Genomic DNA, 19,303 nt, shown 5'->3' on the forward strand with positions numbered 1-19,303 from the left:
GATGGGACTTGCCGAGGGTCGTGTGGTCATCGTGACGGGCGCGGGGCGGGGGCTGGGCCGGGCCCATGCGCTGGCCTTCGCGGCGGAGGGGGCCAAGGTCGTGGTCAACGACCTGGGCGTGGGCCTGGACGGGCAGCCGGGGGAGGACAGTCCGGCCGGGCAGGTGGTCGCGGAGATCCGGGCGCTGGGCGGCGAGGCGGTGGCGCACGGCAAGGACATCGCATCGCCCGAGGGTGCGTCCTCGCTGGTCGGGGCGGCCCTGTCGGCGTTCGGCCGGCTGGACACGCTGGTCAACAACGCCGGGTTCCTGCGGGACCGGATGCTGGTCAACCTGGAGGAGGCGGACTGGGACGCGGTGATGCGGGTGCACCTGAAGGGGCACTTCCTGCCCCTGAAGTACGCGGCGGCGCACTGGCGGGCCGAGGCGAAGGCGGGCCGGGCGGTGGCGGCGCGGGTGGTCAACACCTCCTCGGGGGCGGGTCTGCTGGGTTCGGTCGGGCAGGGCAACTACAGCGCGGCCAAGGCCGGCATCCTCGGCATGACGCTGGTCGCGGCGGCGGAGATGGGCCGGTACGGGGTCCAGGTCAACGCGATCGCCCCGGCAGCGCGGACACGGATGACGGAGCAGACGTTCGCCGGGACGATGGCGGACCCGGGGGAGGGCGCCTTCGACGCGATGGCCCCGGAGAACGTGTCGCCGCTGGTGGTGTGGCTGGGCTCGGACGCCTCGGCGGGGGTCACGGGCCGGGTCTTCGAGGCGGAGGGCGGCCGGATCACGGTCATGGAGGGCTGGCGCCCCGGCCCGACGGCGGACCGCGGAGCCCGCTGGACCCCGGCCGAGGCGGGCGAGACGGCGAAGAAACTCCTGGCGGAATCCGAACCCCCGCACCCGGTCTACGGAGCCGAGTAGTCCGGGGCGCAGTGGTCCCGGCGCAGGGTCAGGACTCCGACAGGCGGGCCGCCGCACGCAGTTGGCGGGCGTTGGAGCCCTGGAGGAAGCGGATCACGGTTTCCAGTTCCGCCGTGGTGAACTCGTCGCACAGCTCCGCGACCTCACGGGCCCAGTCGTCGAACAGCGGCCGGATCTCCGACAGCCGCTCCGGCAGCGCCTCCACCAGGACCCGCCGCTTGTCCGTCGGGTGCTTGACCCGGCGGACACAGCCCTTGCGCTCCAGCCGGTCGACCAGGCCCGTCACCGAGGCCGGGGCCAGCCCCGAGTGCTGGGAGACCTCCTTCGCCGTCAGCGGGCCGCGCCGCATGAGCAGGTCCAGGGTCTTCGTCTCGGTGGCGCTGAGCCCCTGCTTGGCGGCGGCCGCCTCGTGGAACATCACGGTCGCCGCGCTCGTCTCGCGGCCCGTGCGGTTCAGCTCGGCCAGTACCGCTTCCCGGCGGGGGTCCGTCTCGTCGCTCATGGCATCCACCGTACCAAGTATTTAGTTCGGGCGAACGAAAGAGTTGTGATCACATGCGCCTTCGTGTCAGTCTTTCGTTCGTCCGAACGAAATACTTTGGAGCCCGCCATGCCCACGCCCGCGCCTGTGCCCCTCTCCGTGCCCCCGGCCCCCTACCCACGCCGCTGGGCCGCCGCCGTCGTCATGATGGTCGCCGCGCTCATGGACCTGCTCGACGTGACCATCGTCAACGTCGCCATCCCCTCCATCGGCCGCGACCTGCACGCCTCCCAGAGCGCCCTGCAGTGGCTCGTCTCCGCCTACCTCCTCGGCTTCGCCGCCACCCTGATCGTCTCCGGGCACCTCGGCGACCGGTACGGACGCAAGGCCCTCTTCCTCGCCGGAACCGCCGGCTTCGGCCTCGCCAGCCTCGGCTGCGGCCTCGCCCAGAGCCCCGGCCAGCTGATCGTCGCCCGCGCCGTGCAGGGCGTCATGGCCTCCCTGCTGATGCCCCAGGTGCTCGGCTCGTTCCGCACCCTGTTCCAGGGCAAGGAGCGCGGCGCCGTCTTCGGGATGTACGGGGCCGTCGCCGGCTTCGCCTCCGCCGTCGGACTGCTGCTCGGCGGCCTGCTCACCGACGCCGACCTGTTCGGCTGGGGCTGGCGTTCCATCTTCCTCGTCAACGTGCCGGTCGCCCTGGCCGCCTGCGTGGCCGGAGCCGTCCTGGTCCCCGCCACCCGCGAGCGCGGCGCCGGCCGCCCCGACCTGGCCGGCAGCCTCGTCCTCGCCGGCGCCCTGATCGCCGTCGTGCTGCCGCTCGTCCAGGGCGAGGCCAACGGCTGGCCGCTGTGGGGCTGGCTGTGCCTGGCCGCCGGGGTCCTCGCCGTCATCGGCCTCGGCGTCCTCGAAGCCCGCCGGTGCGGGGCGACCGTACCGCTGCTGCCCGCCCGCGCCTTCCGGCTCCCCGCCTTCTCCGTCGGCCTCGCCGTCCAACTGCTCTTCGCCGTCGGCATGCAGGGCTTCTTCCTGGTCTTCGCGATCTGGCTGCAGGGCGGCGAGGGCTACACCCCGATACAGGCCGGCGTGCTCACCGTCGCCTTCTCCGTCGGCAGTTTCCTGACCGCCCCCGTCGCCGACACCCTCGCCGTCCGCTTCGGCCGCCTCGTGCTCGCCGCCGGCGCGCTGCTGATGGCGGGCGGCTTCGCCGGGGTCTGGTACGCCGTCTCCGCCTCCACCGCCGCGCACACCGGCGCCTGGCCGCTCGTCCCCGGCCTGCTCGTCGCGGGCGCCGGACTCGGCTTTCTGGTCGTGCCGCTGGTCAACGTCGTCCTGTCCGCCGTCCCCGCCGACATCGCGGGCGGGGCCTCCGGAATCTTCTCCACCGCCCAGCAGTTCGGCGGCGCCCTGGGCGCGGCCGTCATCGGCAGCGTCTTCTTCGGCGCCCTCGCCGACGGCGGCCTCACGCACGCACTGACCACCGCCATGCCCTGGGTGACCGCCGGATTCCTGCTCAGCGCAGTGCTCTGCCTGGTCCTGCCGCGCACGGCGGTGTCCCCCGAACCGGCGCCCTCGGACGCCGAGCCGCTGCCGGCGTAACCCCTGCCGGGGGAGCGGCGGCCCGATGCCCCCCACGGGCCCGGCACAGGAAACGGCCCCGGCCCCCTGGCGGGGGGGTCGGGGCCGGGTCCTTCACTCGTGCGATGGGATATCACTACCCACGCAGGCCACGCCTTGAACCGCTCTCAGCCGACATCTTGTCCCTCGTCCGCGCCGCGTTCGCCGGGCTCCGGCTCCGGTCAGGTGTCGCAGTCCAGCACCGTGCGGCACAGCCCGCAGCGGGCGCGCACCGGCCCGCGGACCGGCAGCCGCAGCCGCTGCCCGCACACCGGGCACGGGAAGCTCACCCGCGTCCCCGCCGGGTGCTCCTCGAAGCCGTACGAGGCCCCCGGCGCGGCGGCGCCCGCCCGCCGGTCGCGGGCGTAGCGGCGCCGCTGCGCCCGGTCCGCGGCGGCCAGGGGGGCCCGGCGCAGCTCCCGCCCGGCGAGCGCGCGGCCGCGCACGTACGCCTCGTACGCCTGGGGGCTGGTGAACCAGGTGGAAAGGTCCTCGCTCCCGCCGGGGAGGAGGGCGCGCCGGGCGAGGACGTAGCCGAACTCCTCGGGGGTGAGGTAGCCGAGCTTCTGGTGGGTGAGCTTGTCCTCGCGGTAGGCGTCGAGGAGCAGCCAGCCGGCCCCGAGGTAGGCGGCGGCGGTGTCGGTGAGGATCTCGTTGTCGGCGGTGGCGGGGAAGCGCAGGTCCAGCCGGTGCAGCAGGACGTGCGTGACCTCGTGGGCCAGGGCGGCGGCCAGATCGCGGCGGTGGGTGCGGAAGCGGTCGTTGACCTCGATGAAGTACTCGGGCCCCGCGGCCAGTTCCACGGTCGCCGCCTGCTCCATCGCCCGGAAGCAGATCACCATCCGGGCATCGGGCAGCCGCAGCGCGCGCACGACGGCGGAGGCCACGCGGTGCGCGCCGAGGTGGAGGTCGTCGTCGGTGGTGAAGGCGGCGTCGGCGGGCGCGAAGCTCGTGTCGTACGCCCGGATCCCCTCGTACGAGAGCCGCCGGAACAGAGCGGTGATCGCGGCGCGGACGGTGTCGAGATGGGGAAATCCGTGCTCGATCGGGCTGCTGTGCCTGCCGTTCTGCGTCATGCCGCCCCCCGCGCCGCGCATCGTCCCGCAGATTGTCCGAAAACGCGTTCTTGATGTCCGGTGAGAGGTGGGTGTGACATGTACGTGTCATTCACCCGATGACGCGCACGGCCCAACCCCCCACGAAAGGCAGTGTGTTGACCGTGTCCACCCTTGCCACACTCATCAAGCGCACCCTCGCCGTCGGTGCAGTGGCCCTCGCCGCCGTCAGCCTCCAGCCCGGCGCCGCCAGCGCCTCCCAGGCCCCCGTCGTCGGCGGCACCCGCGCCGCCCAGGGCGAGTTCCCCTTCATGGTCCGCCTCTCCATGGGCTGCGGCGGCGCCCTCTACACCCAGCAGATCGTCCTCACCGCAGCCCACTGCGTCAGCGGCTCCGGCAACAACACCTCCATCACCGCCACCGCCGGAGTCGTCGACCTCAACAGCTCCAGTGCCATCAAGGTCAAATCCACCAAGGTCCTCCAGGCCCCCGGCTACAACGGCAAGGGCAAGGACTGGGCCCTCATCAAACTCGCCAAGCCCATCAACCTGCCCACCCTCAAGATCGCCGACACGAAGGCCTTCGACAACGGCACCTTCACCGTCGCAGGCTGGGGCGCCACCCGCGAGGGCGGCGGCCAGCAGCGGTACCTGATGAAGGCCACCGTGCCGTTCGTCTCCGACGCCAGCTGCCAGAGCTCGTACGGCAGCGACCTCGTCCCCGGCGAGGAGATCTGCGCCGGGCTGCCCCAGGGCGGCGTCGACACCTGCCAGGGCGACTCCGGCGGCCCGATGTTCCGCCGCGACAGCAACAACGCCTGGATCCAGGTCGGCATAGTCAGCTGGGGCGAGGGCTGCGCCCGGCCCAACTTCCCCGGCGTCTACACCGAGGTCTCCACCTTCGCCACGGCCATCAAGAACGCGGCCGAGACCCTCTGAGCCCCATGCCCCGTCCTTCCGGCCGAGCACACCCGGGCCGGAAGGACGAGGCGCGGTGCGCCGTACGCACGCAAGGCCGGCCGGAGCGGCACACGGCCCGAACACCGCCGCCCCGGCCCCGCCCGGTTGCGGGCCCGCGCACCCGCCGGTCCCATGGGAAAGCACAGGCAGCGGGCGACAGCGGGGCAGGCAGCGCACGGCGATCAGGGTGGTCATCGCCGACGACCGGGAGATGGCGAGGACCGGATTCCGGATGATCCTCGAAAGCCGGCCGGACATCGAGGTCGTCGCCGACGTCGTCAACGGCGAAGCCGCGCTCGCGGCCGTCGCCGCACACCGGCCGGACGTCCCCCTCCTCGACATCCGCATGCCGAAGCTCGAGGGCCTCGAGGTCACCCGGCGACTCGCCGGCCGGGACGGTCCGCGCATCGTGATCGTCACCACCTTCGACCTCGACGAGTACGTCCACGCCGCGCTCCACGGAGGAGCATCCGGCTTCCTCCTCAAAGACGCCAGCCCCGCGATGCCGGTTGAGGCGGTCCGCGCGGCGGCCGTCGCAGACTCCCTCGTCTCACCCGCCACCACCGTACGACTGCTGCGCGACATGGCCCCCCGGGCCACCGCCGCCCAGGCCGCCCGCCGGCCCGCCGAGCCCCTCACGGAACGCGAACAGGACGTCGTACGGTGCATCGCCCGAGGGTCCTCGCCCGCCGGCTCCCCGGCGACGTCGCCGCCACCGCCCACCGCATCGTCCTCGAAGCCCTCACCAACATCGGCAAGCACGCCGCCACCGCCACCGCCACCGCCGTCCGCATCACGCTGCGCACCGTCCCCGCAGGACCGGAGATCCGTATCGCCGACGACGGAGGCCGCCCCGCCCGCCTCTCCGACAACGCCCGCGGCGGCTACGGCCTCGCCGGCATGGCCGAACGAAACCCCGGGCGGCTCCCTCACCGCCGGCCCCGCCCCCGAAGGAGGCCGGCTGGTCACAGCCGTCCTCCCGCTCTGAACGGCCAACTCCGGACACCCATCCGTCTCACGGACCGGCTCGCCCACGAACCACACACGAACGCCACGTATTCTCGGGAACCATGAACAACAGCGCCCCCGACGAAGCCGCCGCGACCGGCGCCATCGACGAGAACGTCACCGCCGAGCTGGCCCGCCTGCGCGACAGCATCGACAACATCGACGCGGCCGTCGTCCACATGCTCGCCGAGCGTTTCAAGTGCACCCAGCAGGTCGGCCACCTCAAGGCCAAGCACCAGCTGCCCCCAGCCGACCCGACCCGCGAAGCCAGCCAGATCGCCCGGCTCCGCGAGCTCGCCGAGAACGCCAAACTCGACCCGGCATTCGCCGAGAAGCTCCTCAACTTCATCATCGCCGAGGTCATCCGCCACCACGAGACGATCGCTGCGGGCGAAGAGTAGGCGAGGGCAGACGACCGGGGCCCACCCGTCGGGCAGCATGGGCCCCATGTCCGCACTGACGCGCAACGAAGCGCAGCTCCGAGCACAGCACCTCGACGTCCACCACTACGCCGTCACCCTCGACCTCACCGGCGGCGACGACACCTTCGAATCCACGACCGTCATCCGGTTCACCGCCCGCATTGCCGCGGACACCTTCGTGGAGCTGAAACCGGACGAACTGTACTCCGCCGAACTCGACGGCAGCCCCCTCGACCCGGACGCCCTCGCCGACAACCGCCTCCCCCTCACCGGCCTCGGCGAAGGCCCCCACGAGCTGCGCATCGCCACCCGCATGCGCTACTCCCGCACCGGCGAAGGCCTCCACCGCTTCACCGACCCCGCGGACGGCGAGGCGTACGTCTACACCCAGATGTTCATGGACGACATCCAGCGCGTCTTCCCGGCCTTCGACCAGCCCGACCTCAAGGCCGTCTTCGAGTTCACCGTCACCGCCCCCGCCCACTGGACCGTCCTCGCCAACGGCATCACCGAGCGCGTCGGCAACCGCACGGGACATCCGTCCGGCGACGGCGCCGGCATCTGGAAGTCCGCCCCCACCCCCGTCATCTCCACCTACCTCGCCGCCGTCGCCGCCGGCCCCTGGCACAGCATCCGCACCGAACACGCCGGACTCCCCTTCGGCATCCACTGCCGCCAGTCCCTCGCCCCCCACCTCGACGCCGACGCCGAGGAAATCCTCTCCGTCACCACCGACTGCTACGACCGCTACCACGAGAAGTTCTCCGAGCCCTACCCCTTCGACTCCTACGACCAGGCGTTCGTCCCCGAGTTCAACGCCGGCGCCATGGAAAACCCCGGCCTCGTCACCTTCCGCGACGAATTCGTCTTCCGCTCCGCCGTCACCGACACCGAACGCCAGACCCGCGCCATGGTCATCGCCCACGAGATGGCCCACATGTGGTTCGGCGACCTCGTCACCCTGCGCTGGTGGGACGACATCTGGCTGAACGAGTCCTTCGCCGAGTACATGGGCTACCAGACCCTCACCGAAGCCACCCGCTTCACCGGCACCTGGACCGAATTCGGCGTCAACCGCAAGTCCTGGGGCTACGACGCCGACCAGCGGCCCACCACCCACCCCGTCGCCCCCGACCCCGACGCCGTACCCGACACCGCCAGCGCCCTCCTCAACTTCGACGGCATCTCCTACGCCAAGGGCGCCTCCGCGCTGCGCCAACTCGTCGCCTGGCTCGGCGAGAAGGACTTCCTCGCCGGCATCAACACCCACTTCACCCGCCACAAGTTCGCCAACGCCTCACTCGCCGACTTCGTCGAATCCCTCGCCGCCCACACCGACCGCGACGTCCACGCCTGGGCCGACATCTGGCTGCGCACCACCGGCATCGACACCCTCACCCCCCGCATCGAGGAGAGCCACGGCGGCTGGACCCTCACCGTCGACCACCGCGGCACCCGCCCCCACCACATCGCCGTCGGCCTCTACGACCGCGACCCCGACAACACCCTCGAGCCGCGCGAACTCCTCACCGTCGACGTCCCCTCCGACGAGATCGTCTCCGTCAGCGGCCCCCGCCCCGCCCTCCTCCTCCTCAACGACGGCGACCTCAGCTACGCCAAGGTCCGCCTCGACGACACCTCCCTCGAGACCGCCCTGCGCAAGCTGTCCGCCATCCCCGGCCCCCTCACCCGGGCCGTCGTCTGGAACGCCCTGCGCGACATGGTCCGCGACGGCGAACTCGAACCCGCCGCCTACCTGGCCACCGCCGGCGCACACCTGCCCGAGGAAGCCGACCTGGCCATCGTCCAGGGCGTCCTCGCCTTCGCCCGCCACCACATCGCCGACCGCTACCTCGCCCCCGAAGACCGCACCGAGGCCCTCGCCACCCTCACCCTCATCGCCCGCGGCCTGCTGCGGCGCACCGAGGACGGCTCCGACCCCGGGCTGCGGCTCGCCGCCGTACGCGCCCACATCGACGCCGCCACCCAGCCCGACACCCTCGCCGCCTGGCTCGAGGACGACACCGTGCCCGGCGGCCCCGAACTCGACCCCGAACTGCGCTGGCGCATCCTCGCCCGGCTGTCCGTCCTCGGCGCGGTGGGGGAGCGCGAGATCGACGCCGCCCTCACCGCCGACCCCAGCGCCACCGGCGAGGAAGGCGCCGCCCGCTGCCGCGCCGCCCTGCCGACCGCCGAGGCCAAGGCCGCCGCCTGGGAGCGCCTCTTCCACGACGACTCCCTCTCCAACTACCTCTTCAGCGCCACCGCCCAAGGCTTCTGGCAGCCCGAACAGGCCGACCTCGTACGGGACTACGTACCGCGCTTCTACGCCGACGCCATCTCCCTCGGCGCCCGCCGCGGCCCCGCCATCGCCGAAGCCGCGGGCCGCTACGCCTTCCCCGGCCACGCCGTGGACGAGGACAGCCTCGAGGCCGGCCACACCGCCCTCGCCGACCCGTCCATCGTCCCCGCCCTGCGCCGCAAGCTCGTCGACCAGCTCGACGACCTGGCCCGAGCCCTCCGCGTCCGCGCCTCCTGACGCCGGTCCCACGCCGCGTTCCCCGGCCGCCGCCCCCGCCCTCACCGGCGGGAGCGGCGGCCGGCCGCGTTCGCGGGGACCACCGGCCGCACACGAAAAACAACAAGCCGACAAACTCCGACGGTTACCCCGTTCGGGTCTGATCGTTGTACCCGTCGGGCCCCCAGGCTGTCACCGCAGCAGCGCCCGCCGCCAAGCCCCCTCGGCACCCCACGACAGGGCCGGCCCCCTGCCGCAGACCCGTTCCCGTGAGGACACCGCATGACCGCGCCGCCCGGCAGCCCGCCCCCGCCGCCCGCACCCCCCGCGCACCCGCTCGCCGGCGGCCGCCTCGGTGCCGAAGCCCTGCGGCCGCTCCTCGACACCGTCCTGGAGGCCCTGCTCACCGGAGCCGCGGAGCGCGGCGGGCCGATTCCGGCAGGCGGCCCCGACGCCCTCGCGGCCCGCGTCCAAGCCGCACTGGGCGACGTACTGCCCGAAAAGGGCCACGGCGATCACGAGGCGCTCCGGACCCTCGTCCACACCCTCGCCGCCGGCGCCGCCGACCCCGCCGACCCCCTCTGCGCGGCCCACCTCCACGGCCCGCCCCTCGCCGTCGCAGCCGCCGCAGACCTCGCCGCCTCCGCCCTCAACCCCTCCCTCGACTCCTGGGACCAAGCCCCCGCCGCCTCCGCGATCGAAGCCCTCCTCACCCGCACCCTCGCCGCCGAGTTCTACGACACCCCGGCCCCCGACGCCCTCGTCACCACCGGCGGCACCGAAGCCAACCAACTCGCCCTGCTCCTCGCCCGCGAACGCCACGGACCCGGCCTGACCGTCCTCCACGGAGCCAACGCCCACCACTCGATCCCCCGCGCCGCCTGGCTCCTCGGCCTGCCCCCCGCCACCACCCTCCCCACCCCCGCCGGCACCCTCGACCCCGCCCGCCTCGCCGAAGCCCTCGCCGCCACCCCCGGGCCCGTCCTCGTCACCGCCACCGCCGGCACCACCGACGCCGGCCTCATCGACCCGCTCCGACCCATCGCCGACCTGTGCGAGCAGTACGGCGCCGACCTCCACATCGACGCCGCGTACGGGGGCCTCCTCGCCCTCAGCCCCCGCCACCGCACCCGCGTCGCAGGCCTCGGCCGCGCCCACTCCCTCACCATCGACCTGCACAAACTCGGCTGGCAACCCGTCGCCGCAGGCCTCCTCGCCGTCCCCGACACCACCCTGCTGGCCCCCCTCGCCCACCAGGCCGACTACCTCAACGCCACCGACGACACCGAAGCCGGCCTCCCCGACCTCCTCGGCCGGTCCCTGCGCACCACCCGCCGCCCCGACGCCGTCAAGATCGCCACCACCCTGCGCTCACTCGGCCGCGACGGCCTCGCCCACCTCATCGACCGCACCTGCGAACTCGCCCACCACCTCGCCCGCCTCCTCGACGCACACCCCCGCTTCGAACTCCACGCACCCCCCACCATCAGCACCGTCCTCTTCCGCCCCACCGACACCGACGACACCCACCTCGCCGCCCTGCGCCGCACCCTCCTCCTCGGCGGTCACGCCGTACTCGGCCGCGCCACCGCCGACGACCGCCTCTGGCTCAAAGCCACCCTGCTCAACCCCCACACCACCGCGCGGGACCTGGACACCCTCGTCACCCTCCTGGAAGGCAGCACCCACCGATGACCGCCCAGCTCGATGCACCCCACGACCTCGTCGGAATCGGCATCGGCCCCTTCAACCTGTCCCTCGCCGCCCTCGCACACGGCCTCCCCCACCAAGGCGCAGGCGAACTCGCCACCGCCTTCTACGACCAGTGCCACGACTTCCGCTGGCACCCGGGACTCCTCATCGACGGCACGACCCTCCAGGTCCCCTTCCTCGCCGACCTCGTCACCCTCGCCGACCCCACCAGCCCCTGGACGTTCCTCAACTACCTCAAGCACAGGGAACGGCTCTTCCCCTTCTACTTCGCCGAGCAGTTCCACATCCAGCGCGCCGAATACGACGCCTACTGCCGCTGGGTCGCCGGCCGCCTCCCCGGACTCCACTTCGGCCACCAGGTCGACGCCGTCCGCTGGAACCCCGAACGCGACCTCTTCGAAGTCGACTACACCCAACTCGACACCGACGGCGAAGCCGAAGCCCTCGGCCGCACCTACACCCGCAACCTCGCCCTCGGCATCGGCACCGCCCCCTACATCCCCGAACCCCTGCGCCCCCTCGCCGAAGCCCCCACCGTCCCCGTCATCCACTCCGCCGACTACCTCGACAACCGCCTGCGCATCCTCGGCGCCGACCACGTCACCGTCATCGGATCAGGCCAGTCCGGAGCCGAGGTCTTCCTCGACCTGCTCCGCTCCCGCCCCGCCGGCCGCGAGCGCCTCACCTGGCTCGCCCGTACGCCGTCCTTCGCCCCCATGGAGTACTCGAAGCTCGGCCTCGAACACTTCACGCCCGACTACACCCGCTACTTCCACGCCCTGCCCGAGCCCGTACGCGAGCAGCTCGTCCCCGCCCAGTGGCAACTCCACAAAGGCATCGACGCCACCACCATCACCGCCATCCACGACGAGCTCTACCGCCGCACCCTCCACGGAGGCTGGCCCGACGCCGTCCTCACCCCCGGAGTCAGCGTCCGCACCGCCGGCCGCGTCGCCACCACCAAGGTCGAACTCCACCTCGAACACGCCCAGCAAGGCACCCGCTCCCGCCTCACCACCGACGCCGTCGTCCTCGCCACCGGGTACAAGGAGCGCCCCCTCACCAGCCTCCTCGCAGGCCTCGACCCCTACCTGCGCAAGGACTCCTCCGGCCGCCCCCGCATCGACGAACGCCACCGCATGACCCTCGACCCCTCCGTCACCGGCAGCATCTTCGTCCAGAACGGCGAACGCCACACCCACGGCGTCGGAACCCCCGACCTCGGCCTCGCCGCCTGGCGCAGCGCCGCCATCCTGAACACCCTCACCGGCAAAGAGCCCTACCCCCAGCCCACCCGCACCGCCTTCACCACCTTCGGCCTCGAACAGCGGGAGCACACCCGACCCGCCCCGACGGTCGAGCTTCTCCCGCTGGTCGAACACCCTTAGGCACGGGCGTAGGCGTAGGCGCAGGCGCAGGCGTACGGAGACCCGGCTAGAACACCGGAACCCCGGCCCGGGTCAGCCGCCAGTCCACCGACGCGAACTGCGCCGGGTCGATCGTCCCCTTCGCCTTCACCCACTGGATGATCGTGTTACGGATCTCCTCCGAATTCGCCCACAGCTGCTTGGCCTGCGGCACGTGCGGGAAGTTCCCGCCACCCGACGCCCGGTAGTTGTTCACCGCCAGCACGAACTCCGCAGCCGGATCCACCGCCTTCCCCTGGAACGACAGCCCCGAGATCCGCGAACCCACCGGCTGCGCGACGTCGATGTCGTACGCCAGCCCGTACACCGCGTCGTAGTTGTAGTCCGGGATGCTCTCGGAGTTCGTCAGCTTCGCCGGGTCCACCGGAGCACCCGGCGCCGTCTGCACGTAGTACCGCGCCGAGTACTCCAGATAGTCCTTCAGCTGCGCGCCCGTCAGCAGCCGCGCCTCCATCGTGTTCTCGAACGGGTACAGACCCGCCGCATCCTTGATCGTCACCTGCCCGGCCGGAATCGACGCCGTACGCGAGAAGCACGACGCCTGCGACAGCACCGGCAGCGCCGCCCACTGCGTACCCGCCAGCGCCCCCTTCACCGTGTCCGCCTGCACATGGTTGATCAGGTCGATGATCGCGACGTCCTTGACCGGGCCCTCCGCCGAAGACATCGCCTGCGTGGACGTACCGATCACCTGGTTCACGTACGCCACGACCTTGCGGTGCTCGTCCGACAGCAGCCCCACGATCTTCGGGTCCTCGACCGCCGTGTTCGAGTTCAGCACCTTCGCCGACACCTTCGCCACCGACCAGCAGCCCTTCGACCACGTCAGCTCGAAGTCGAACAGCGTCAGGCGCTGCCCCCACTTCAGCGGCTCCGACAGCACCACGTCCTTGCCGGTCGCCTTGTTCTTCACCCGGTACTCCGGGATCTCCGTGTGCGCGTGCCCCACCAGGATCGCGTCGATCCCCGGCACCTGCTCCGCCACCAGGCCCGCCGCGTTCTCGATGTACGGCAACTGGTCACCGTACGAGGACGTACCGCTCGAACCGGAGTGCGCGGACACGATCACCACGTCCGCGCCCATCGAGCGGAGCTTCGGCACGTACTTCGCCGCCTGCTCCTCCAGACCCGGGAACGTCATCTTCCCCTGCACGTTCGCCTTGTCCCAGATCGCGATCCCCGGGTTCGTCAGCCCCAGCACCGCCACCTTCACATCCCGCCCGTACGGAGTCCGCAGGCAGTGCATGCTGTACGGCGCGAACGCCGGCCGCAGCGTCGTCGCATCCAGCGCGTTCGCCCCCAGCAGCGGGAAATCGCACTGCTCCTCGAACTTGCGCAGCACCGGTATGCCGTAGTTGAACTCGTGGTTCCCCAGAGCCGCCGCGTCATAGCCGATCGCATTCATCGCCTGCGCCATCGGGTGCACCGGACCACGCCGCGCGGTGATCGGATCCACCTTCGCGTAGTAGTACGACAGCTGCGTGCCCTGGATCGTGTCACCCGCATCGATCAGCAGCGTATTGCGGCGCCCCTTCTCCGCCCGCACCTGGTTCACGAGCGTCGAGATCTTCGCCAGGCCGACGTCGTTGTGCGCCTTGTCGTCGAACTCCTTGTCGGTGAAGTAGTCCCAGTTGAAAACGTTTCCGTGCAGGTCGGTCGTACCCATCACCGTGAACGAGTACGTCCGCTGCCGGGCGGTCGCTTCGGCTGCGGCGGCCGGAGAGCCCGCGGCCCCCGTCAGCGCGACGGCCGCACCCGTGGCGGCCGAAGTACCCAGAAACGTCCTGCGGTCGAACGCCATGCCATCTCCCTAGTAGGCGTGAACAACGCGCGTAGATTCTGACCGATGGGTAACAGGAGCAACACCCCTGCCGGGTGGACGTCTTGACGCGGCACGGCCATGAGCCTTCAATCAAGGCTTGAACAAAGGAAGTTGAGGCGAGTCCCCCCACCTGAAGTGATGTGATGTCATGACCATGCGCACCACCTGGCGCCGCCACACCGTACTCGGCGCCCTCGCCCTGCTCTGCTGGAGCGGCCTCGCCGCCCCACCCACCGGCGCCGCGGAAACCCCCACGGCCACAGCCGCCGCAGCCACCTTCTCCGATGAATTCGACGGGCCGGCCGGAGCCGCCGCCGACCCCGGGAAATGGCAGACCGAGACCGGCGACAACGTCAACAACCACGAACGGCAGTACTACACGGCGGGCAATCAGAACGCCGCCCTCGACGGCCAGGGCCACCTCGTGATCACCGCCCGCCGAGAGAACCCCGGCAACCACAACTGCTGGTACGGGCGCTGCGAGTACACCTCCGCACGACTCAACACCGCCGGCCGCTTCACCCAGGCGTACGGACACGTCGAAGCCAGACTCAAAGTCCCGCGCGGCCAGGGAATGTGGCCCGCGTTCTGGATGCTCGGCAACGACATCGGCCAGGTCGGCTGGCCGAACTCCGGCGAGATCGACGTCATGGAGAACGTCGGATTCGAACCCTCCACCATCCACGGAACGATCCACGGACCCGGATACTCCGGCTCCGGCGGCATCGGCGCCGCCTACACCCTCCCCGGCGGCCAGGCCTTCGCCGACGCATTCCACACCTTCGCCGTCGACTGGGCCCCCGACTCCATCAGCTGGTCCGTCGACGGCACCGTCTACCAGCGCCGCACCCCCGCCGACCTCGGCAGCCGCACCTGGGCCTTCAACAAGCCGTTCTTCCTGATCCTCAACCTCGCCGTCGGCGGCTACTGGCCCGGCGACCCCGACGCCGGCACCGCCTTCCCCCAGCAACTCGTCGTCGACCACGTACGGGTCACCACCTCCGACACCGGCACCGGCCGCACCGGCCCGATCACCGGCCTGGCCGGCAAATGCGTCGACGTCGCCGGCGCCAACCCCGCCAACGGCACCCCCGTCCAGCTGTACGACTGCAACGGCACCCCCGCCCAGCAGTGGACGATCGCCGCCGACGGCACCCTGCGCGCTCTCGGCAAATGCCTCGACGTGACCGGCGGCGCCACCACCGACGGCACCCCCGTCCAGCTCTACGACTGCAACGGCACCCCCGCACAACGCTGGGCCCTGCCCGCAGCCCGCGACATCGTCAACCCGCAAGCCGACAAATGCCTCGACGTCACCGGCAACAACACCGCCAACGCAACCCGCCTCCAGATCTGGACCTGCGGCGGCGCCCCCCACCAGAAATGGAACCTCCCGAACTAAGCGGCCCCCGCGCCGCCCGGCACGCCCCTGCGCCGCCCGGCACGGTGCCTCGCCGCGTTGTCGCAGCACCCTGGTACGTCCAGTACAAGCGTGCCGCTCCGCCTTGCGATGCACCGCACCGGACGACGCGAAAACGAAACCCCACATCCCCGAGGCCGCTCAGCGCCGCGCCGTTGCTGCCGGACCCGCGCAGGTCGGCGTGGGCCCGGCAGCGGAGGCTACGCGCCGCGCTCACCGCCCCCGGCCCACAGCCACGCGAACGTTCCGGAGAGCGCTCCCCACCCCCGGCACCGACCACCGGCCCACGACCGCCCCCGCGCCCGGCTCGCCCACGGAGAACACCTCCGCCGCGCACGAGCCGCCACCCAAGCCCGCACCCACCTCACCGACACACTCGACACCCTCCAACGCCTCGGCGCCCGCCCCTGGGCCGCCCTCCGCGACGCGCTGGCAGAACCCACACGCCACACCCCGGACGACAATGCGACAGTGAAACCATGACCCAGGACTCCGCACCCCAGCCCTACGGAACCCCCGAAGTCCCCCGCGTCGCCGTCCGCGGCGAAGCCCGCCTCGAAGTCGACCCCGAAATCGCCCGCATCGGCATCACCGTCACCGCCCGCGGCACCGACCGACGCACCGCACTCGAAGACCTCACCCGCCGCAACAACACCGTCCTCGAGCTCGTCAAAAGCTACGGCGACGCCGTCGAAAAACTCGAAACCGGCGCCTTCTCCATCAACCCCGAACTCACCCGACACGGCCGCGCCGAACGCATCCGCGCCTACCACGGCCGTGTCCACATCACCGCCGAACTCGCCGACTTCACCGCCCTCGGCGAACTCACCACCCGCCTCGCCGACCTCGAACTCACCAGCGTCGACGGCCCCTGGTGGGCCCTGCGCCCCACCTCACCCGCCCACGGCGAAGCCCGCCGCCAAGCCGTACTCGAAGCCGTCCAACGCGCCCGCGAATACGCCGCCGCCCTCGGCGCCGACCTCTCCGCCCTCGTCGAACTCGCCGACCTCGGGGCCGAAAACGCCCTCCCCTTCCAAGCAGCCGCCCCCGGCACCGGCATGCGCACCATGGCCTTCAGTACCACCGAAGAAACCGCCCCGCCCCTCGACCTCGAACCCCAGCGCCAAACCGTCTACGCCCAGGTCAACGCCCGCTTCACCATGACCCCTCCCCAACTGTGAACACCACCACCCCGGCCGACGCATGGACCCTGGAACGCCTCCGCGCCGACCACGCCCCCGCCCTCCTGGACTTCGAACGGGACAACCGCGCCTACTTCGCACGGACCGTCCCCGACCGCGGCGACGCCTACTTCACCGAGTTCGCCACCCGCCACCGCGCCCTGCTCGCCGAGCAGGACACCGGCCTGTCCCGGTTCCACGTCCTCATCACCCGCCAGGGCACCCTGGCCGGCCGCGTCAACCTCATCGACATCGAGGACGGCAGCGCCGAACTCGGCTACCGCATCGCCGAACACGCCACCGGCCGCGGCACGGCCACCGCCGCCGTCGCCGACATCTGCCGCCTCGCGCGGAGCACGTACGGGCTCTCCCGCCTCACCGCCGTCACCACCCTCGACAACCCGGCGTCCCTGACCGTCCTCCGGCGCAACGGATTCACCCAGGTCGGGACCACCACCGTCGACGACCGCCCCGGCATCCGCCACGAGCGCCCGCTCACCCCCGAGAACTGATCAAAAACGCGTACGCACGACGCCCCGGGGGTGCTCATCAGAGCACCCCCACGCACATTCAACAATTGTCAACAACCTTTTGCCCAACGGTTGTTGAGTGGACACCCGGAACCAATTTCCTACTGCCTGGTAGGGGCATACGCTCGCCCCATGCGCCGAGCAAAAATCGTATGTACCCTGGGCCCCGCCACCGACTCATACGACCAGATCAAAGCCCTGGTCGAAGCCGGAATGGACATCGCCCGCCTCAACCTCAGCCACGGCACCTACGCCGAACACGAGGACCGCTACCAGCGCGTACGCAAAGCCTCCGACGAAACCGGCCGCAGCGTCGGCATCCTCGCAGACCTTCAAGGCCCGAAGATCCGCCTCGGCCGATTCACCGAAGGCCCCGTACTCCTTGAACGCGGCGACGAATTCACCATCACCGTCGAAGACCTCGAAGGCGACCGCCACACCTGCGGCACCACCTACAAAGGCCTCGCCGCCGACGTCACCACCGGCGAACGCATCCTCGTCGACGACGGCCGCGTCACCCTCGAAGTCACCGGCATCGACGGCCCCCGCGTCCACACCCTCGTCATCGAAGGCGGCATGGTCTCCGACCACAAAGGACTCAACCTCCCCGGAGTCGCCGTCTCCGTCCCCGCCCTCTCCGACAAGGACATCGACGACCTCCGCTGGGCCCTGCGCACCGGCGCCGACGTCATCGCCCTCTCCTTCGTCCGCAGTGGCCACGACATCCAAGACGTCCACCGCATCATGGACGAAGAAGGTCGCCGCCTCCCCGTCATCGCCAAAATCGAAAAGCCCCAAGCAGTAGAAAACATCGACGACATCGTCGCCGCATTCGACGGCATCATGGTCGCCCGCGGCGACCTCGGCGTCGAAATGCCCCTCGAACAAGTCCCCATCGTCCAAAAGCGCGCCGTCAAACTCGCCAAGCGCAACGCCAAACCCGTCATCGTCGCCACCCAGATGCTCGACTCGATGATCGACAACTCCCGGCCCACCCGCGCCGAAGCCTCCGACGTCGCCAACGCCGTCATCGACGGCACCGACGCCGTCATGCTCAGCGGCGAAACCAGCGTCGGCAAATACCCCGTCGAAACGGTCAAGACGATGTCCCGCATCGTCGAAGCCGCCGAAGAAGACATCCTCGCCAAGGGCCTCCCCCCACTCACCGAACGCAGCAAGCCCCGCACCCAAGGCGGAGCCGTCGCCCGCGCAGCCGCCGAAATGGGCGACTTCCTCGGCGCCAAATTCCTCATCGCCTTCACCCAGAGCGGCGACACCGTCCGCCGACTCTCCCGCTACCGCTCACCCATCCCCCTCCTCGCTTTCACCCCCGACCCCGCCACCCGCTCCCAGCTCAACCTCACCTGGGGCGTCGAAACCTTCCTCGGCCCCCACGTCGACTCCACCGACGCCATGGTCGCCCAAGTCGAAGAAGAACTCCTGCGCATCGGCCGCTGCGTACCAGGCGACGTCGTCGTCATCACCGCCGGCTCACCCCCCGGAGTCACCGGATCCACCAACCTGGTCCGCGTCCACCACATCGGCGACCCCGTACGCTGACCCCGCTCCGCACCACCCCCGCGTCGGGCGCCTCATCTGCCCGACGCGGCCACGCAGGCTCCGCCGCCCCACCGGCCTCGCCGCACCCCAACTCTCCGAAGACCCAGGCGAAATCGACGGCCGGCCCCTCCACGACACCTTGACCTCAACTTAACTCGAGGTCCTACGGTGGCGCGCATGACGACGATCAAGACCTACCCCCAGGACCGCCTCGCCGCCCAGCCCATCGGCTACTGGAGCCGCGAAGCCGCCACCCTGGTCATCGGCGCCCTCCGCGCCTCCCTCGCCGAGGAACACCTCACCCAGCCCCACTGGTGGACCCTGGGCCACGTCGCCGGCGCCCCCGGAACCTGGACCCGGACGGCCCTCACCGAGAAGCTGACCCCCTTCGACGACCAGAACACCGACTTCACCACCGTCTACGACGACCTCAGCGCCCGTGGCTGGCTGAAGGAATCAGAGGACGGCACCCTCACCCTGACGCCGGCAGGTGAAGAAGCCCGCCTCCGCGCCCACGCCCGCAACGCCGAAGTCCACACCCGCTACCGCCGGGGCATAGACGACACCACGTACGCGGCCACCATCGACGGGTCCGTAAAGTTAACGGTGGTTTTGGGGTTGTTGGGGGTTCAGCGGCGGGCGGCTGAGAGCCGACCGTCGAAGGTGATGTCGAAGGCGTTCAG

15 protein-coding genes and 1 pseudogene are annotated in these 19,303 nt (G+C 71.2%); 13 read left to right on the forward strand and 3 right to left on the reverse strand.

Annotated features, from left to right (window positions below):
- The first annotated feature begins 1 nt into the window (after position 1).
- A complete protein-coding gene (locus AB0M76_RS25235) occupies positions 2-910 on the forward strand; it encodes an SDR family oxidoreductase (RefSeq protein WP_365955001.1) in 909 nt (302 codons plus the stop codon).
- Positions 911-938: 28 nt separating this feature from the next.
- Here AB0M76_RS25235 and AB0M76_RS25240 read toward each other — a convergent pair whose 3' ends face one another.
- Positions 939-1,412, reverse strand: coding sequence for a MarR family transcriptional regulator (locus AB0M76_RS25240; RefSeq protein ID WP_365955002.1), 474 nt, complete (start codon positions 1,410-1,412; stop codon positions 939-941).
- Positions 1,413-1,520: 108 nt separating this feature from the next.
- Here AB0M76_RS25240 and AB0M76_RS25245 point away from each other — a divergent pair, with 108 nt between their 5' ends.
- A complete protein-coding gene (locus tag AB0M76_RS25245; RefSeq protein WP_365955003.1) occupies positions 1,521-2,987 on the forward strand; it encodes an MFS transporter in 1,467 nt (488 codons plus the stop codon).
- Positions 2,988-3,187: 200 nt separating this feature from the next.
- Here the strand turns inward: AB0M76_RS25245 and AB0M76_RS25250 are convergent, their stop codons facing one another.
- A complete protein-coding gene (locus AB0M76_RS25250; protein WP_365955004.1) occupies positions 3,188-4,081 on the reverse strand; it encodes a hypothetical protein in 894 nt (297 codons plus the stop codon).
- 134 nt (positions 4,082-4,215) lie between these two features.
- Here AB0M76_RS25250 and AB0M76_RS25255 point away from each other — a divergent pair, with 134 nt between their 5' ends.
- From AB0M76_RS25255 to AB0M76_RS25280, 6 genes and pseudogenes are all read left to right on the forward strand, one after another.
- Complete coding sequence (locus AB0M76_RS25255; protein WP_365955005.1) at positions 4,216-4,998, forward strand: serine protease; 783 nt, start codon at positions 4,216-4,218, stop codon at positions 4,996-4,998.
- A 232-nt stretch (positions 4,999-5,230) separates the two neighbouring features.
- A pseudogene (locus AB0M76_RS25260) lies at positions 5,231-5,698 on the forward strand (response regulator transcription factor); the annotation flags it as partial.
- 391 nt (positions 5,699-6,089) lie between these two features.
- Positions 6,090-6,428 carry a chorismate mutase gene (locus AB0M76_RS25265; RefSeq protein ID WP_030292092.1) on the forward strand — a complete coding sequence of 113 codons (339 nt, stop codon included), beginning with the start codon at positions 6,090-6,092 and terminating at the stop codon, positions 6,426-6,428.
- A gap of 46 nt (positions 6,429-6,474) precedes the next feature.
- Positions 6,475-8,988 carry an aminopeptidase N gene (gene pepN, locus AB0M76_RS25270; protein ID WP_365955006.1) on the forward strand — a complete coding sequence of 838 codons (2,514 nt, stop codon included), beginning with the start codon at positions 6,475-6,477 and terminating at the stop codon, positions 8,986-8,988.
- Between the two features lie 261 nt (positions 8,989-9,249).
- Entirely contained in the window at positions 9,250-10,662 is a 1,413-nt protein-coding gene (locus AB0M76_RS25275) for an aminotransferase class V-fold PLP-dependent enzyme (protein ID WP_365955007.1), read from the forward strand.
- The gene (locus AB0M76_RS25280) at positions 10,659-12,068 is read left to right on the forward strand and encodes a SidA/IucD/PvdA family monooxygenase (protein ID WP_365955008.1); all 1,410 of its coding nucleotides are present in this window, start codon (positions 10,659-10,661) and stop codon (positions 12,066-12,068) included. Before AB0M76_RS25275 ends, AB0M76_RS25280 begins: the two co-directional genes overlap by 4 nt.
- Before the next feature lie 46 nt (positions 12,069-12,114).
- Here the strand turns inward: AB0M76_RS25280 and AB0M76_RS25285 are convergent, their stop codons facing one another.
- Entirely contained in the window at positions 12,115-13,908 is a 1,794-nt protein-coding gene (locus AB0M76_RS25285) for a 5'-nucleotidase C-terminal domain-containing protein (protein ID WP_365955009.1), read from the reverse strand.
- A 175-nt stretch (positions 13,909-14,083) separates the two neighbouring features.
- Here AB0M76_RS25285 and AB0M76_RS25290 point away from each other — a divergent pair, with 175 nt between their 5' ends.
- The 5 genes from AB0M76_RS25290 to AB0M76_RS25310 all read left to right on the forward strand — a co-directional run.
- Entirely contained in the window at positions 14,084-15,331 is a 1,248-nt protein-coding gene (locus AB0M76_RS25290; RefSeq protein ID WP_365955026.1) for a family 16 glycosylhydrolase, read from the forward strand.
- A gap of 497 nt (positions 15,332-15,828) precedes the next feature.
- Complete coding sequence (locus AB0M76_RS25295; protein WP_365955010.1) at positions 15,829-16,530, forward strand: SIMPL domain-containing protein; 702 nt, start codon at positions 15,829-15,831, stop codon at positions 16,528-16,530.
- Entirely contained in the window at positions 16,527-17,042 is a 516-nt protein-coding gene (locus AB0M76_RS25300; protein WP_365955011.1) for a GNAT family N-acetyltransferase, read from the forward strand. The genes AB0M76_RS25295 and AB0M76_RS25300 overlap by 4 nt, the downstream gene beginning before the upstream one ends.
- 150 nt (positions 17,043-17,192) lie before the next feature.
- Positions 17,193-18,620, forward strand: a complete 1,428-nt coding sequence (pyk, locus tag AB0M76_RS25305; RefSeq protein WP_266993915.1) for a pyruvate kinase — start codon at positions 17,193-17,195, stop codon at positions 18,618-18,620.
- Positions 18,621-18,797: 177 nt separating this feature from the next.
- Positions 18,798-19,303: hypothetical protein (locus AB0M76_RS25310; RefSeq protein ID WP_365955013.1), on the forward strand; the 506-nt coding region annotated here is incomplete at its 3' end.

Source organism: Streptomyces sp. NPDC051364, from assembly GCF_040682115.1.
Classification (GTDB): Bacteria; Actinomycetota; Actinomycetes; order Streptomycetales; family Streptomycetaceae; genus Streptomyces.

Excerpts from the sequence above, each read along its gene's own strand:
- AB0M76_RS25295 (WP_365955010.1), top strand. The coding sequence starts at position 15,829 with ATGACCCAGGACTCCGCACCCCAGCCCTACGGAACCCCCGAAGTCCCC.
- AB0M76_RS25285 (WP_365955009.1), bottom strand. The coding sequence starts at position 13,908 with ATGGCGTTCGACCGCAGGACGTTTCTGGGTACTTCGGCCGCCACGGGT.
- AB0M76_RS25240 (WP_365955002.1), bottom strand. The coding sequence starts at position 1,412 with ATGAGCGACGAGACGGACCCCCGCCGGGAAGCGGTACTGGCCGAGCTG.
- AB0M76_RS25265 (WP_030292092.1), top strand. The coding sequence starts at position 6,090 with ATGAACAACAGCGCCCCCGACGAAGCCGCCGCGACCGGCGCCATCGAC.
- AB0M76_RS25250 (WP_365955004.1), bottom strand. The coding sequence starts at position 4,081 with ATGACGCAGAACGGCAGGCACAGCAGCCCGATCGAGCACGGATTTCCC.
- AB0M76_RS25235 (WP_365955001.1), top strand. The coding sequence starts at position 2 with ATGGGACTTGCCGAGGGTCGTGTGGTCATCGTGACGGGCGCGGGGCGG.
- pyk (WP_266993915.1), top strand. The coding sequence starts at position 17,193 with ATGCGCCGAGCAAAAATCGTATGTACCCTGGGCCCCGCCACCGACTCA.
- AB0M76_RS25275 (WP_365955007.1), top strand. The coding sequence starts at position 9,250 with ATGACCGCGCCGCCCGGCAGCCCGCCCCCGCCGCCCGCACCCCCCGCG.
- pepN (WP_365955006.1), top strand. The coding sequence starts at position 6,475 with ATGTCCGCACTGACGCGCAACGAAGCGCAGCTCCGAGCACAGCACCTC.
- AB0M76_RS25245 (WP_365955003.1), top strand. The coding sequence starts at position 1,521 with ATGCCCACGCCCGCGCCTGTGCCCCTCTCCGTGCCCCCGGCCCCCTAC.
- AB0M76_RS25290 (WP_365955026.1), top strand. The coding sequence starts at position 14,084 with ATGCGCACCACCTGGCGCCGCCACACCGTACTCGGCGCCCTCGCCCTG.
- AB0M76_RS25280 (WP_365955008.1), top strand. The coding sequence starts at position 10,659 with ATGACCGCCCAGCTCGATGCACCCCACGACCTCGTCGGAATCGGCATC.